This is a genomic window from Photobacterium sp. AWH4_225 (genome assembly GCF_056158405.1).
This window is the reverse complement of sequence record NZ_JBSWTF010000004.1, coordinates 1,340,030-1,355,333: the sequence shown is the minus strand read 5'-3', so window position 1 is coordinate 1,355,333 and position 15,304 is coordinate 1,340,030. Positions and strand designations below refer to the sequence as shown.

The 15,304-nt window shown below is 47.5% G+C and carries 13 protein-coding genes; 9 read left to right on the top strand and 4 right to left on the bottom strand.

Annotated elements, in window-relative coordinates:
* The first annotated feature begins 45 nt into the window (after positions 1-45).
* The 6 genes from ACXAD4_RS23280 (at position 46) to ACXAD4_RS23255 (ending at position 6,304) form a co-directional block, all read left to right on the top strand.
* Positions 46-1,077 (top strand): hypothetical protein, encoded by a 1,032-nt coding sequence (locus tag ACXAD4_RS23280; protein WP_475244421.1) that lies wholly within the window; start codon positions 46-48, stop codon positions 1,075-1,077.
* A gap of 8 nt (positions 1,078-1,085) precedes the next feature.
* Positions 1,086-2,228 (top strand): hypothetical protein, encoded by a 1,143-nt coding sequence (locus ACXAD4_RS23275; RefSeq protein ID WP_475244420.1) that lies wholly within the window; start codon positions 1,086-1,088, stop codon positions 2,226-2,228.
* A 37-nt stretch (positions 2,229-2,265) separates the two neighbouring features.
* Positions 2,266-3,366 (top strand): lipase family protein, encoded by a 1,101-nt coding sequence (locus ACXAD4_RS23270; protein ID WP_475244419.1) that lies wholly within the window; start codon positions 2,266-2,268, stop codon positions 3,364-3,366.
* A 231-nt stretch (positions 3,367-3,597) separates the two neighbouring features.
* Complete coding sequence (locus ACXAD4_RS23265) at positions 3,598-4,818, top strand: GGDEF domain-containing protein (protein WP_475244418.1); 1,221 nt, start codon at positions 3,598-3,600, stop codon at positions 4,816-4,818.
* A 60-nt stretch (positions 4,819-4,878) separates the two neighbouring features.
* A complete protein-coding gene (locus tag ACXAD4_RS23260) occupies positions 4,879-5,565 on the top strand; it encodes an endonuclease (RefSeq protein ID WP_475244417.1) in 687 nt (228 codons plus the stop codon).
* A 160-nt stretch (positions 5,566-5,725) separates the two neighbouring features.
* Positions 5,726-6,304, top strand: coding sequence for an outer membrane beta-barrel protein (locus tag ACXAD4_RS23255; protein ID WP_475244416.1), 579 nt, complete (start codon positions 5,726-5,728; stop codon positions 6,302-6,304).
* A 130-nt stretch (positions 6,305-6,434) separates the two neighbouring features.
* On the opposite strand, the gene hpaC is transcribed toward ACXAD4_RS23255, so the two are convergent.
* Positions 6,435-6,941 (bottom strand): 4-hydroxyphenylacetate 3-monooxygenase, reductase component, encoded by a 507-nt coding sequence (hpaC, locus tag ACXAD4_RS23250; RefSeq protein ID WP_475244415.1) that lies wholly within the window; start codon positions 6,939-6,941, stop codon positions 6,435-6,437.
* A 308-nt stretch (positions 6,942-7,249) separates the two neighbouring features.
* Between hpaC and ACXAD4_RS23245 the strand changes: the two genes are divergently transcribed.
* A complete protein-coding gene (locus tag ACXAD4_RS23245) occupies positions 7,250-8,413 on the top strand; it encodes a C45 family autoproteolytic acyltransferase/hydolase (RefSeq protein WP_475244414.1) in 1,164 nt (387 codons plus the stop codon).
* 83 nt (positions 8,414-8,496) lie between these two features.
* On the opposite strand, the gene ACXAD4_RS23240 is transcribed toward ACXAD4_RS23245, so the two are convergent.
* From ACXAD4_RS23240 to ACXAD4_RS23230, 3 genes are read right to left on the bottom strand one after another with little or no spacing between them, the layout of a single operon-like run.
* The gene (locus tag ACXAD4_RS23240; RefSeq protein WP_475244413.1) at positions 8,497-10,125 is read right to left on the bottom strand and encodes a polysaccharide lyase 6 family protein; all 1,629 of its coding nucleotides are present in this window, start codon (positions 10,123-10,125) and stop codon (positions 8,497-8,499) included.
* 57 nt (positions 10,126-10,182) lie between these two features.
* Positions 10,183-11,439, bottom strand: coding sequence for an alginate lyase family protein (locus tag ACXAD4_RS23235; RefSeq protein WP_187463313.1), 1,257 nt, complete (start codon positions 11,437-11,439; stop codon positions 10,183-10,185).
* Between the two features lie 9 nt (positions 11,440-11,448).
* Positions 11,449-13,230: a sodium:solute symporter family protein gene (locus tag ACXAD4_RS23230; RefSeq protein ID WP_475244412.1), complete on the bottom strand. Its 1,782-nt coding sequence runs from the start codon at positions 13,228-13,230 to the stop codon at positions 11,449-11,451.
* Positions 13,231-13,668: 438 nt separating this feature from the next.
* Here ACXAD4_RS23230 and ACXAD4_RS23225 point away from each other — a divergent pair, with 438 nt between their 5' ends.
* Both ACXAD4_RS23225 and ACXAD4_RS23220 read left to right on the top strand, forming a co-directional pair.
* Complete coding sequence (locus ACXAD4_RS23225; RefSeq protein WP_475244411.1) at positions 13,669-14,352, top strand: oligogalacturonate-specific porin KdgM family protein; 684 nt, start codon at positions 13,669-13,671, stop codon at positions 14,350-14,352.
* Between the two features lie 201 nt (positions 14,353-14,553).
* On the top strand, positions 14,554-15,270 hold the full coding sequence (locus tag ACXAD4_RS23220) for a FadR/GntR family transcriptional regulator (RefSeq protein ID WP_475244410.1): 717 nt from the start codon (positions 14,554-14,556) through the stop codon (positions 15,268-15,270).
* Positions 15,271-15,304: the final 34 nt, after the last annotated feature.

Below are 15,304 nucleotides of genomic sequence, written 5' to 3'. Positions count from 1 at the left end.
GCTGTTAATGACTTAAGGAAAGATAACTGCAAAAGGAGACCAATCATGACAACAACAGTATTACTGGTTCACGGAATTGGTACCCACAAACCAGGCAATATGAAAGCGGCGTTTACTTCAGCTATCAATGAAACCGCGCAAAAGCATTTTGGCCTGGCATATGATATCAACACCGACTCCCAAGTAACGATACGTGAGTTCAACTACTCTGAAGAGTTTGATCAAGAACGACAGAAAATGGCAAAAGCGGCCAAAGGAGGCCATGAACAACTCGTCAGCCAACTTACTGAGTTTACCAATGGCCTGCCTTCTAGCTTGGTCAAAAAGCTCCTCAAAGGACTAACCAAGCTAGACAAGGACGGATTTATCTATGAATACCTACTCGATATCCTGCTCTATGGCTCAACGCATTGCGGCCCCAGAGCGCGAGCAAGAATGACCGATGAAATTAACCAACTAGTCAACAACAAAGGAAAGCTTGTTATTGTCGCCCATTCAATGGGCACCGCGGTCGCTCATGACAGCCTGAACTCCCTATATACCCAACATCCCAAAATAAATACCGTCAAAGGTTTGGTGACTTTTGCGAATGTCAGTCGCATGCTTCCGCTGATTAGCCGTTTGCCCGACCCATCACAAAGCCGAGTACATTTAGATACTGACAACAATGGTTGTATCCGTGATTTTTTCATCAACGGCCACAACGTACTTGATCCTCTCACACACTTCCTTCCGTTCCACAAAACGCAATCATTCAACGTCCAACATCTATCGCAAAGTATCCAGAAAAAAATCAACCCCCACGGTTTTGGTCAATATGCAGCGCACCCGGAATTCGTCGCCGAGTTTCTCAACAACGTCTGCTACGCCCCGTCTAGGATTTATAGCGAAGATACCAAACAAGCTCTGCAGAGCTATAAGCAAGGCTCACTCAACCACAAATTTGAGGATGTACGCACTGAACTGGATGACCTGACGGATGATGACATCAACATAAGAGAGTTAGTCGCATTCTTCAGAGCCGTTAAAGAGGTTTATCGAGAACTTGAACAATTAGCAGCCCAAGAAAATAGTTAGGAGGACTTATGAAAAGCTATGTTCGGTGTCTGATAGTAGCACTTTGTAGCCTATTGTCTTTCAACGCATTATCCACAACAGAAACACCAAGCAATTGTAAGCAAACACTCCCTCCCATTGAAGCTCACCCGGCTGTTCAGCAACAAATTAACCCCGTGATCACTCTCATTGAGAAAGGGCGTTTAGCGCTTTGCCAAACGATAGACATAAATGAAAACATCAACCAGTTCACGCAGAGTGAATCGGAACAAACTATAAAACAAATCGCCCGAGAGCTGCCTGCTGCTGTTGGTCAATATTATGCAGACATCTTTGATGCAGCTGGCGTGCAAGCCATTGAGATAGAAAGAACACTCATCTTACCTATTATCAATTATGCGGATACCTTGGAGCAGTCCCCGCTCACTGCTTTCCAATATGCTTCCTACCGACACAATGCCAACACCGGGCTCTACTATTTCAATGTTGGTAGCAACCCGAGAATGGGGGCTAAAGTTGCCGACCAACAATGCGATAAGTTAGCTCAGCTATCATCAACACAACGCCTGGACTGCGGTATTGCTCTCGAAGCGCTAGCTGATGTACTAAACCATTTAAACAGCCCAATTGAGACCATCGCTAGCGAAAAGGCAGACACAGCCATTAAGCAAACACTTAAGCGGTGGGAGCGATTCAATAACAATGCTAGGGCAATGACTTTCCTTGATAGTTTGGTGACCTACCAGCTCCAAGGTGGCTATTACCAACAGGTTGGTAACGATGGTCCTGCAGACTGGCAGTTTTTCTTGCTCCATCCTGTTATTTTGATTGAACAGATACCAGATGCAGTCCGCGGAGAACGAACCGATTTAAGCTATGGGCTAGAAGTGTTCGGAGTTAACTGTTGGGACTGTTTTGATGGCAAGTTCCCTATCGGTGCATCTGTAACCGCAATTTATACCGACCGGCCTGATGTCAGTGATTTTGGTGCAGGGCTAAGCCTCCACCTATTTAATCATTACACAATAGGTTATACCCACAGGAATAACGGAAGCGGATTTTATATCGACATTAACTTGGTGGAATGGCTCACAGATAAAAATGCCCACTACGAAAGAGGCTTGCAGGAACTCAAAGATTCCGGCCGGATCGCGAAAAGCTGGATGGATTAAATACCGTCACCGCCTCATGAAGATATAAGGATATAACATGACTAGTAAAATTATCGCGTCGACCCGAGCACAACAAAAACAGGCCGAGCAAATATTAGATACCGCTTTCCCTCTCTACCGACAGGCCTATAGCGACAGAACCGCTTGGCTAATGGCTTGTTTATCTGAATTAGCTTATATCCGCTTTAACCCTTTCACCCCATCCAAGTTTACTGAAGATCGGCTAGAGGATATGGTTAATCAACTTAGTCGAAACAAGGCAGATCCACGAATAGGAAAATTGCTCTCGTTACTCAATAACTTGGTTTATGATCACCAAGCCGAAGAAGCCACGCTCAAGAATGAACTGCGCCTACTTAATAGTGCCCGCCTCATAGACACATTCGATGAAGATGGAACACAGGCCATTTTGGTGGAGCTAGAGCAATACCATGTATTAGCCTTTCGAGGCACTGAAGCAACCAGCTTGGAAGATATAAAAACGGATATTCGTGCGATAACAACCGAGTGTGTATCTGGTGGGCAGGTTCATACTGGTTTCAAGCAAGCTTATGAAGCCGTTGAAAGTCAGATAGAACGCTCACTGCACCAATTAGATAACAGCAAACCTTTGATGATCACTGGTCACAGCTTAGGAGGAGCGCTGGCAATGGTTGCAGCCAAGCGGCTAGGTTTCAAAAACGGCATTGCCGCTTGCTATACTTTTGGCGCACCGAGAGTCGGTAACGAAGAATGGATATCATCCATCAAGACGCCAATTTATCGCATCGTAAATGCCGCTGATGCTGTCACAATGCTGCCACCAAACAAGATAACCATTGGTGGCTTAAGTACCATACTGGGTATTCTCCCTTATGTTGGTCGTTGGCTCCAAAAGAAGCTTTTGGAGAAATTCAACGGATATATCCACGGGGGAAATATGCGCTATTTGACCAATTGCGATGCTGGTAAGTACGAAGAAGTTAGGTTGCTTTACTCTGTTTCTTTTGCCTATAGATTAAAAGCATGGTTTCTAGGCAACTTTAAATATAACAAGTTCTTAGCCGACCACTCGATATCCATATACCGGAAAAAACTTGCCATAATTGCAGTAAAAAGAAACCCGGCACGAGCGGTAAAACTACCGGAAGTCGCATGAATATATGAATACTTAATGAAATATCAAGGGAAATACACAAGTCACTTTAAATGTGTATTTCCTTCTTTCGCGATGACTATTTCTTCTAATATGACCATGTAATGTGATTACATTCTCACTTCACCGCCTGTTATTGAGAATAATATTAACAATACTCTAAGATTCTATTACCTAAAAAGTGGGATATGGCTTCCAGCTACTTTGTTGCCTTACAAAGAGTGGTTAGTAAACATGGATTTTTTTACCCTAGATATAAGAACACTCAACTTTATTATCATTCTGTTTTCTTGTATCTACAGTGTTGGCTTTCTTCTCTATCGTCGTTCCCAAAAAGAAATACCTGGACTAGAGCTATTTGCATTATCCCTTTTGTTTATTGGAGTAGGCCCATTCTTCCTCGGCATGAGAGGAAAAACACCAGACTGGTTTAGCATTGTCCTAGCTAATAGTCTGATTATGTTAGGTTTTCAATTGGTTCTGCATAGCTTATGTATTTTCAGAAAGGGTTCGCTGAAATTTACCTATTTTACCTATGCCTGCATTCCGCTCTCTGTCTCGCTATTTTATTACTTCACCCAAGTTTCACCGTCAATCAAGGCACGGGTTATAGTTATCAGTGTTTTCTTGGCCATCACCACATTCTTATCAGCTATCGCAACGATCAGAGGAACAAATAAAGACTTGAAGATCGCTGTTTGGATGATGTCGGCTTCTTTATTTCTTTACAGTATATTCATGATAATTAGAGTAATGTGGACCGCATTATCAGGCGAATTACATAGCTTCATGTATGCAGGGGTGATCCACCAGTTCACTTTCTTGTTCAGTATTATTCTAGTGGTTGCGATGAGTTTCAGCATGATGTGGATGATCAATGCCCGCTTGATCAGTTCTATCCGGGAACTTTCGCGCCGAGATCCACTAACACAGCTCTACAATCGCCATGCCTTAGAGAGAAAGCTACCCAAATTAATGGCAAAAAGGAGTAAAGTGCAACCACTCAGTATCATCATGACTGATATTGATAACTTCAAAACGATTAATGACAAGCATGGTCATTTGGCTGGAGATGAAGCAATCAAGCGCGTAGCCCAAATCATCAGAGCGCAAACTCAAAACACCTATTCGGCCTACCGTTTTGGCGGGGATGAGATATTAATTATACTCGCCAAAACCAATACAGAAGATGCCAGCAAGCTTGCCGACTCGCTAAGGATTAATATTTCCATAGGTGGGGTAATTAAAAACTTTGTATTAACTTCCAGTTTTGGTGTCGCCACCCTTCGCGACGGTGAAAGTTGGGAACAACTCGTCTCAAGGGCAGACCAAGCCCTGTATCAGGCCAAGCAAGCAGGGAGAAATACCGTCGTCTCCTGTTCAGGCGTTCCGACTCCTCCTCTTATCGACCACACACGGCATAATCAATCTGAAGTTTATGACAAAGCCTTGTGACAGAGGTGAATGGATAGGCTACGCTGATTTCGGACATGAAGCAGGGCAGAAATACAATCAATGAGCACGCTTTCTAATGATGTCTCAGGCCAACTACGCCTGATAAAAACCGTCTTCTCCACTTTAGAGAACCACTATGGCTACTTCGACTGGTGGCCAGATACCCCACCCTACCAAACCATGTTGGGTACTATCCTCGTCCAGAATACCAATTGGAAAAACGCCGATAAGGCATTGAATAATCTCGGCAAGGCCGCCAATGATCCGCAGCTAATTGAACGGCTTCCACTCGACGAACTAGCACAGACAATCAGGCCTAGCGGGTACTTCAATCAAAAATCTATCAAACTCAAAGCACTAACGGAATGGTTCAAAAGCTATCAGTACGACATCGAACAAGTTAGAGCGGTTGAGCTTTCAGTTCTTAGACAGGAGCTATTAGCCATAAAGGGCGTGGGTGGGGAAACCGCCGATGCCATCTTGGTGTATGCCATAGGCAAGCCCTCTTTTGTCATCGACGCCTATGCCCGGCGGATATTCGAACGCAACGGGCTTGAAGTGCCAAAAAGCTATGAAAAGTTCAGGCTACTGGTTGAGCAAGCCATTCCGGCTGATACCAATCGCTATGCTTTTTACCACGGATTGATGGTCGAACACGGTCAGCAATTTTGCAACAAAACCCCTCGCTGTACTGCATGCCCGCTTAGCACTTCATGTGTTACCGGAAAGCAGGATAACACAAGATAAACCAGCAACAATTACTTACATTTAACGTCATTTAGCGGCCAAATGCTTCGAAAATGACGTCTTTTGTCAGCTTTCTGTTATTTCAGTCATGAGGCTAATTACAACCCCAAACTTGATCGCCATAATCTGCCCGCTTCCCATTTCCACAGTAAGGCAGACAATGAAAAAGTTACTCGCTACCGCAGCCTTAACCCTGCTAACTACAGCGCCAATGGTCGCCAGCGCCAATCAGCACCATACCCACCATCATTACCATCATGGCGGACCTAACGATTATCAGGGGCCGCGTGTTGGCTTGGGGATCTCATATCTGTCTGATCGTTACATCGAAACCGACACCGGATTTAAGCTTGAAGGCGGTTATGATTTCAACCGCATTGTCGGTTTCAACCTGTCCTATGAAGAGTCCGGATATGACTACTATCGCGGCTCGGTTGATTACAGCACAGTGAAGTTTGGTACAGATCTAGGCTATGCTTTCCCACTGAGCCCAAGCGTGTCGCTTAAACCATATGTTTCACTGGGTTTCCACCGTACGACCGAAGATGACCGGTGGTGTTCAAGTAAAAATTGTTACTCCACTAATTACTCTGATACCAACACCTATTACGGTATCGGCGTACGTCTGACAGCAGATATGTTCTACATTAATGTATCCAATGAAGTCCTGAAATTAGATGTAGGGCCTTACCGCTACGAACCCGACCAAATTGGTGTTACTTTTGGCCTGAAATTCTAAGCCTAAGTACTATAGATAACCTAAGTGCCAATAGTAAGTAGGCCGCCAACTCTTCATATCGAGAGAGATAGCGGCCTGCCTGAGTTCGAGAAAGCTCCTGAGTTCGAGAAAACGAATAAAGCTGGTACTTTTAAGCCACTTCCGGCATCTTTCTTGTCGCTTCGACAGATTTGAACTCACGCGAGAAGTACACCAGCCCATCACTCTCGGTGGTGGTGATGGATTCAACTTCAACAAAGAACACACTGTGAGTACCCACTTCGCTCACAGAGGCTACCTTACCTTCCAGTGTCGCCAGTGAATCAGTCAGTACCGGCACACCATGCTGGTTAAATTCCCAACCAGGAAGCTGGAATCGGTCTTCCATCGCCATGCCTGTCATCCCTGCAAAATGCATCGACATTTCTTTGTGTTCGGCAGCACACACATTCACGCAGATACGGCCATTGTCCTTGAAAATCTGGTTGGAGGCGCTGTTGCGGTTAACACACACCAATACCGTGGCAGGGCTATCGGTTACCGAACAGACGGCTGTCGCTGTCAGGCCAACAGTGCCTGCTTCCCCTCCCGATGTCACCACATTGACGGCTGCGGCAAGGTTAGACATGGCATCGCGAAACTGTTGTTGAATAGGCATAGTTCGTTCCTTCCTAGAGCTGTTATTGATATTGGATTTTGTATTGCGTTGAGCATGTTTTCAGCATGAACTCATTGTTACCCACCCCCAGCCAAAGCTACATAGACAGAAAATCCAATCACTTGTACTTTTCGCAGCCAGATTTAGGTTTAACTCTGAGTTGAAGGTAGCTGTACCTATTCTGAATAAAAGATTCAATGTAAAACAAAACCCTTTACAAGGTTCGATATCAAACCTAATGTGCTTCCCATCAGAGCGGATAACCGCTTACCCCACTTTCAAGAATCATGGAATTAAGGGCTTTTGACATGAAAAAGACATTGTTTGCTTCACTCATCGCGTTACTCAGTGCAGGCGTAAATGCTGAACTTATCCAGCACACCGACCAGATTGCCGAGGTAAAATTTACCGGCAGCACCTATGAGCTTGGCAAGCATGTCGGTGAAGTCGCCAAAGACGATATCCTCGACTCAATTTCACGTTTTGATGACACACTGGGCGTGATGCTGCCGGGCCTTAACGTGGCAAGCCTTGGCAAAAGCTATGAGGGCGAGCAGGTTTTCGAGAACCTACAGCAGCAGTCGCCAGAGGCCGCTTCTTACATCAAAGGGCTGTCTGAATCCCTTAACTTGCCACCTTCATTCCTGCTCGCTGTTGGCATGAGTGACGAAGCTATCCTAGAGTCGCAACGCAATGGCGGGATTGGCTTCCTACAGGCTGAAGCACCGGCGAAATGCTCGGTCATGGGCATGACAGATGGAGAAGGCAAGGGCTGGGGCGTCGCTAACTTCGACTATATGGCGGTGAACTATGAAGGCCTGATTGTCCTTAACCACACCGACGAAGAAGGCAAAACCAAGGTGATCCAAACCTGGGCCGGCTTGATCCCTTACGGCGGTATTGCTAAAGGCGGTCAGCCACTGCTGATGAACACCATGGCAGACGAAGGGACCTACCGCGAAAAAGACGGTGGAGATATCCTCAAAGGCAACGCGCCAAGCTATGTACTGTCTTGGGATGCCTACAACGCTACCAGCCCTGACCAGTTGCTGGATATGTACCGCAGCGGGCCGGGTAAATACTCAGCATACTTCTCCTACGTAATGCTGGATCCCAACGGCGAGGCGCTGAATGTCGAAAATGGCTACAAGGCACGCTATTCATACAGCTACAGCCAGAAGCAGTCACATGCCAACCACTCGAAGTTTGTCGAGCATGACTTTGTCGATAGCAAATTCGCTGCCAAGACGTTGGATCGCCAGGCGGCATTAGACGAGTTCATGGCCAGTGCCACAGCTAAAACGACACAGGTAGAAGCCGTGGCAGCCATGCATAGCAAACCATTATGGAAAGGCCGTGGCGAGCTGATGGGCACCGTTACCACAACCCATTACCAAATTGATGGCAAGAAGGTAGATATGACTATCTACACCGACAGCGACCATGAACCGGTCGTTATCAAGAATTACTAACAAAAAAAGCCCGGGCACTACCTTGGAATATGCCCGGGCAAAATACGACAATTAACAAAATATCAAACTAGCAAAATGTAGAACTAGCTCTTCGGTGCAACCTGCAAACGGTAGCTAGGGCCGATTTCGTCAGCCGTCAACACATGCAGTTTCGATACATCGGCACCACCTTCCGCAAACTGGTAGAAGTCGCCCACTTTGGTGTAGGTTGGTTTTTGCTGGGAAACGCCTGCTGGCACCCCGTCAACACCGTGTACCTGACCGTAGTAAACCTCACCGCTGTATGTCGGGTTAGTCAACGGAGTCGCAGGGTCTGCACGCAATGCCTGCAATGTTTCGTCAAGGTTGAACACCACATTACTGCTAAAGGTAATCTCGTCACCCGTGAAGATCGTCTCTACCTCGCTGTTATCGAACAGGCTGACACGGTGGCCCTGGTTGCCGTGTACCATACCGAACTCCACATCAACCATGGTGTTTTTTTCCACCGTGACGTTCTTCGGCGTCCACTGCTTGTTGAGCTCTTTGCCCTTCACTTCCTGGTCAAGTTGCTCGTTGTTCTGCACATCAATGATACCGGTGTTGATCACTACGCCACCACGGACATCGGCATTACCAGCGATCTGGCCACCCGAGCCACGTAGGCCAACTAGGTAGTTATTACGCACGACATGATCTTCATCGTAGATACGGATACCACCGGTATCTTGCTTGTTGTTACCAATGATCACATTGTTCTCTACCACATTCGCCTTGCCGTGGCGCAGGGAAATCATCGATGCACTTTCGAAGATGGTGTTGCCAGCAATACGGTTCTCACCCGATTTAATCGAGATCAGCTCGCGCTCACCGTCAGAGTCCACCAGCAGGTTATTGACGAACTGGGTCGCTGACGGCCACTGGCTGCTCTTCGAATCACCGATACGGATCGCTTCCCAGCTGTTGCCGTTGTAACGGATAGCTTTTTCAATCGCCAACTCGTCATACTGGTTCTTTTTCTGCGAGTAGAAAATATTGCCTTCGATCAGGTGGTTATCCGCCTTATCGTCAATGTTCTTCTGGATACCGATCAAGGTACCGCGCTTATGCTTGCCCTCGAAACGGTTGTTGATCACCTTGCCATCTTTGCCCCATAGCGACACCCACAGGTAACGTGGATACTCACTGCGGCGCTCGTCCGGCTCGTACTCGTAATCATCGTTGAAGTAGTAGAAGGTCGAGTTCTGTAGGGTATTGCGCATACCTTCCAGACGCACGCCGCCAAAGCGCTCTGCCGGACCACCTTCGGTAAACACTAGGCTATCTAGGGTAATATCATCGCCTTTGACGACCAGCTGGACCAAGCCCGTCAACAACACTGTGCCTGGCTGCTCGGCTTTCACTGTGATGTCATCGGCGGTCAGTTCAACCACACCCAGGTTGGCGTAACGGCCAGGGGCAATGCTGATCACCTCACCCGGCTTGGCATTTTCCAGCTGCTGTTTCAACGCCTCAACGGCAGCGTTATCCGCAGCCTCAACCTTGCTGGCATCGACAAGCTCACGGCTTTGACCGGCTACCAACTGCTCAGCCGTCAAAGATTGTAATGAAACCTGAGCGATGGATTGTTCAACGGCAGTTTCTGGCAGTTGTACCGGCGTCGGTGAAGAAGCATGGGCGTTGAAAGATAGCGCAGCCAGCAAAGCCAGTGCGATAGGCGTGTGTTTTTTCATGGTGTTTTCCTTATACCGGGCGGCAGTATTGCCGCCCGGGTGTTTCACGGAGAGGGTTTACAGTTTTGGATACAGCAGGTACGCGTCCCGCTCGGCCCAAACCTGTGACAGGTTATTTAGCTCGGCATTGTCAAAGCCGATCTTGTCGATAACCTGATCGTAGTGGTCTGTACCCCAGGCCAAATCAGCCTTGCGGTACACCGTCAGCATGCGGTAAGTCTGGAAGCGGCCCTTCTTCACGTCGTTGTCTGGGTGCGGCCAGTCTTCGATACGCTGGTATTGCGCCACGTAATCAATTGCTGATTTCAGGCTACGGCCACGGTACTCGTGGTTCCAGATATCGACGCCCAGTTTGTCGCCAAGCTGTGCCAGATAGGCCATGGCATCGAGGTTGAAGTAGCTATAGTGGTAGCCACGGGTACGCGCCAACTCTTCTGGCTGCGTGCCCTTGCTATCTAGCTGCTCACGGATACGCCATTTGGTCTGGGCAACCGTCATCTTGGCGATGTCTTCGCGACCAAGGTAGTAAGCAATACCGGCAATCTGCGCCTGCATCCAGGTACCGTGGTTGTTCGGTGCAAAGTGTTCGGCAGTACCCTGCTCGGAAGTAATCAACCAGTCAAGGAAGTCACCGAGCCATGCACGCATTGCGGTATCGTCCTGCTCGGTCCAGTGTTCCGACAGTTCAATCAGCGCCAATGCGTCAACCAAACGGTCCGAGAAGCTGCGCGAGTCAATCATGCCGCTGCGGCGCTGGTCATCAACACCCGGTACAGCCTGGGCATAACGCATATTCGGGTTCATGCGCGTTTCAGGGTTGATGAACCAATGGCGCAGCATCTCTGCGGCCTGCTCGGCGTACTTTTCCTCACCAGAGAAGTAGTACGCCACGCCCAAGGCGCGAACCGAGCGGGTAAACAAGCCTATACGCACTGAGTCTGTGGCATCTGTCTTCGAGTCAGGGTTGGTATTACCGTCCTGACGTACCCATGGCAGGCCATCTTCAGTTTCCTCGTTCGGCCACCAGTATGGGCTGATGGAGAAGTAATCATGCTTGTCACCGCTTGGCGGCATCAGGGTCTTGTCAGTCACTGACAGCAGACCCACTTTCATTGCATCTTCTGCTTCATCCAGCAGGCGCTGGTAGCTCGCCTGCGCCTCTTCTGTCGCAGTATCGTTGTGGATACGCGCCTTGCTCTCGGCAATCAAATCTGCATCGAAGAATACAGTGTTAGGGGTACCGTCCACGGCAAATACAGGGGCTGCGAACAGGGCTCCAGCAATTGCCATTGAGGTAAGAGTACGTTTCAACATGCTCGCTCCTTAGTCCTGCTCGGTAGCCAGTTCGGTAGCTTCTTCAACTTTGCCATCTACCGCTTTGACCAGCAGCAAACCGACACCAAGGACAATCGCACCACATAGAACAAAGATCATTCGGCCCCAGAATGGGTTTGGCAGGGCAAACATCGCCATGACACCAACACCAGCTACAGCAATCAGTGAGCCAAGCATACGGCGCTGCTTGTTATCCAGCTTCTTCTGCTCAGTAGACTCTGCCACCAACGGCGTTGACAGGTTGTTGAAGAAACGGTCAACGTCTTTCTGGCGCTCTTCAGACAGCGGCTTGTAGAACACAGTCGATAGGATGAAGAAGCCAGCAGTGAAGATCAGGTGACCAATCAGACCGATAGCCACTTTCAAGTCAGACCACTCACGGCCAGTTAGCGGCTCAAGGTCGAACCAGTTCTGAACCATGTCGGCTGTGATAACGAAACCAACGAAGTAAGAAACGATACCACCGACAACCAGCGTACCCCAGCCAGCCCAGTCAGGGGTTTTCTTGATGAAGAAGCCACAGAATGCAGGGATAGTCATTGGGAAGCCGATCAGCGCACCTACATACATCATGGTGTCAAACAGGCTCAGTCCTTTCAGCGAGTTGATAAATAGGGCAACAAGGATGATCGCGATACCGAAGAAGGTAGACGTCAGTTTAGAGACAACCACCAGCTCTTTCTCCGGCGCGTTAGGGCGTAGGATTGGTTGGTAGAAGTTCTTAACGAAGATACCTGAGTTACGGTTCAGGCCCGAGTCCATTGAAGACATGGTCGCGGCAAACATAGCAGAGATCAGAAGACCCACCATACCTGCTGGCATATATTCTTGTACGAAGTATAGGTAAGCGAAGTCACCGGCTTTTGAGCCTGCTTCTGGGTATTGTGCTGCAAGGTCAACACCTTGGCCTGCGATAAACCAAGAAGGCATGAACCAGATCAATGGACCCATGGTCATCAGTATACAAGCAAGCAGTGCTGCTTTTTTCGCGTTCTTAGAGTCTTTGGCCGCTAGGTAACGGTATGAGTTCAGCATGTTGTTGGTGATACTGAACTGCTTGAAGAAAAGGAAGAATGCCCAGATACCAAAGATGCTTAGGTAGTTAAGGTTGTTACCAGATACGAAAGATGCACCTTCTTCCAGTGGGAAGTTGCTAACAATCTCGCCAACACCGCCGCCCTGGATAACCGCAACGATAGTACAAGTCACCGTTACCGCCATGATGATAACCATCTGCATGAAGTCAGAGGCGATAACCGCCCATGAACCACCGGTTACCGACATCACCAGTACAACCAGACCAGTCAGGATAATTGTCATGGTCATATCAAAGCCGAAGATACCAGAAGCAATGATCGCCAGACCATTTAGCCAGATACCCGCGGTGATCACGCTGTTAGGCATACCCGACCAGGTAAATACCTGTTCGTTATGCTTACCAAAACGCAGGCGAATTGCTTCGATTACGGTAACCACACGCATCTGACGGAACTTCGGCGCGAAGTACAGGTAGTTCATCAGATAACCGAAGGCGTTTGCCAGGAAGATGATCGCAACAGCGAAACCGTCGTCATACGCTTTACCGGCTGCACCGGTAAACGTCCACGCACTGAACTGGGTCATAAATGCTGAAGCACCTACCATCCACCAAAGCATACTACCTCCCCCCCGGAAGTAATCACTGGTGGTATTGGTAAATGTTCGGAACATCCAGCCAATTGCTATTAGAAACAAAAAGTAGATGCCGACGATCATGGTATTTAGATCCATCGTTGAAGTCCTTTTGAGTAGTAATTTGCTTATACTATAAAAACCTCGCCTAATTTCTTGTACTACAATATTCATTAATCGCGATAGCGATCACGATTATTTTAGGATAAAAGTAACACAAAACAATAAAAACAAATAAAAACAACAGCTTAAAACAAAGATAAACAACGGTTATACTAGTTATTAATATTGATTAAAATCAAAATGTCATACTTTTTTTGATCGGTTTCACGTTTATGACCAAGAGTAAAAATATAAAAAGAACTTCCAAACAAACAATTAAGTTACTGATATTAAAAAGCTTGATTTTTTATTTGTGATACCGATCACCATAGATCATGATCACAATTAACGTTTACCCCTGATTGACGGCAAAAATCAAAACAATACTATTGTATTACTTTTTCGGGAACGCCCTACAATTCAGGAATAAACACTATGTTCAAACATTCTCCCCTGATGCTACTTATTGGTTCAGCTCTTATTGCAGGCCAGGTCAGCGCTGCCTCTATCGACTTCCGTCATGAATACCGCGGTAAATCTGAACAGCATTCTAGCCGTGTAAAAATCAACGAAAGCATCGGTGACTTTTACTTCAGTGGTGAACTGAAGTTTAAAGGCGCAGATGGCAAGTTCATGGAAGATCTGCAAAACAATGGCTGGGAATTTGACTGGGGATACCGCTTCCGTCTGAACGACAACTGGACTTTGCAACCAGGCATGCCAATTGAAGGCCGCAGCAGCGGTATGACATATAAGCCACAGGTTCGCCTAACTTACGCCTTTGAAAGCGTGGAAGGCCTAACACTGAGCGGTCGTTACCGTCACGATTTTAAAACTTACAGCAATGGTGACAGCACAGATAAGCGCCACCGTGTAACCGGTAACGTAGGCTACCGCATTAATGACTGGCAGTTCGGCCTTGAAATGAACTACTACAAAGCAGAAGGTTACGAGCTATACGACGGTAAAGACACCAACTACGAGAACAACATCAGCATCCGTTACCGTCCAGGTGCTTGGAGCCCATATGTTGAATTCGGTGACGTCAATTACAACCGATCTGATGCAAGCGATACCCGCGAACTGCGTAGCCGTGTAGGTATTACGTACAGCTTCTAATGGTTCGCTCATAGGATATCGGCTACAGATAGACTGTTTTACAGCTAAAAATTGCCCCTAGCGGTAAATTTTATTACGATAAAAAGCCGACGAAAGTCGGCTTTTTTGCCTGAAAAATTCAAAACTACTCAAGCTAAAACACGAAATCCAGTATACTGTAGTCATATAGTCATACATATTGTTATTGAACCAAGGATTAACATGTCTTCTAGTTTTACCGCGATTGCGGGATCCAAACGCAGCCTGCATGTGCAGGTAGCCCGCGAAATCGCCCGTCGCATTCTCTCTGGCCAGCTCGCGCAAGGCCAAGTGATCCCTGGAGAAATGACGCTCTGTGAACAATTCGGCATCAGCCGCACCGCCCTGCGTGAAGCTGTTAAGCTTTTGACGTCAAAAGGCCTGCTTGAGTCAAAGCCGAAAATTGGTACCAAGGTTGTTGACCGCCTGAACTGGAACTTCCTTGATCCACAACTTCTAGAATGGATGGAAGGCCTGCAAAACGCAGAAGTCTTCTACCATCAGTTCCTTGGCCTGCGTAAAGCCATCGAGCCAGAAGCCTGTGCCCTAGCAGCACGCAATGCCACTGCCGAACAGCGTATCGAGCTATCTGAGACCTTCCAGCAAATGTGTGAAATTGCTGAAGACTTCGACCAAGCTCGCTGGGCAGAAGTCGATATGCACTTCCACCGTTTGATTTTCTTCTCAACCGGTAACGACTTCTACCTACCATTCGGCAATGTAATGGCAACGATTTTCATGAGCTTCATTCACCACTCGTCCAAAGACGGCGGCGTTTGTATTAATGAACACCGCTCAATCTACGATGCCATCATGGCCGGCAATGCCGACAAAGCCCGTGCTGCGTCTCAGTTCCTGCTAAAAGAAGAGAAGCACCGCCTGCCAAGCGAAGTGGCTTAAGCTGCTCCCCTACCTGTACTGTATATATCCAATA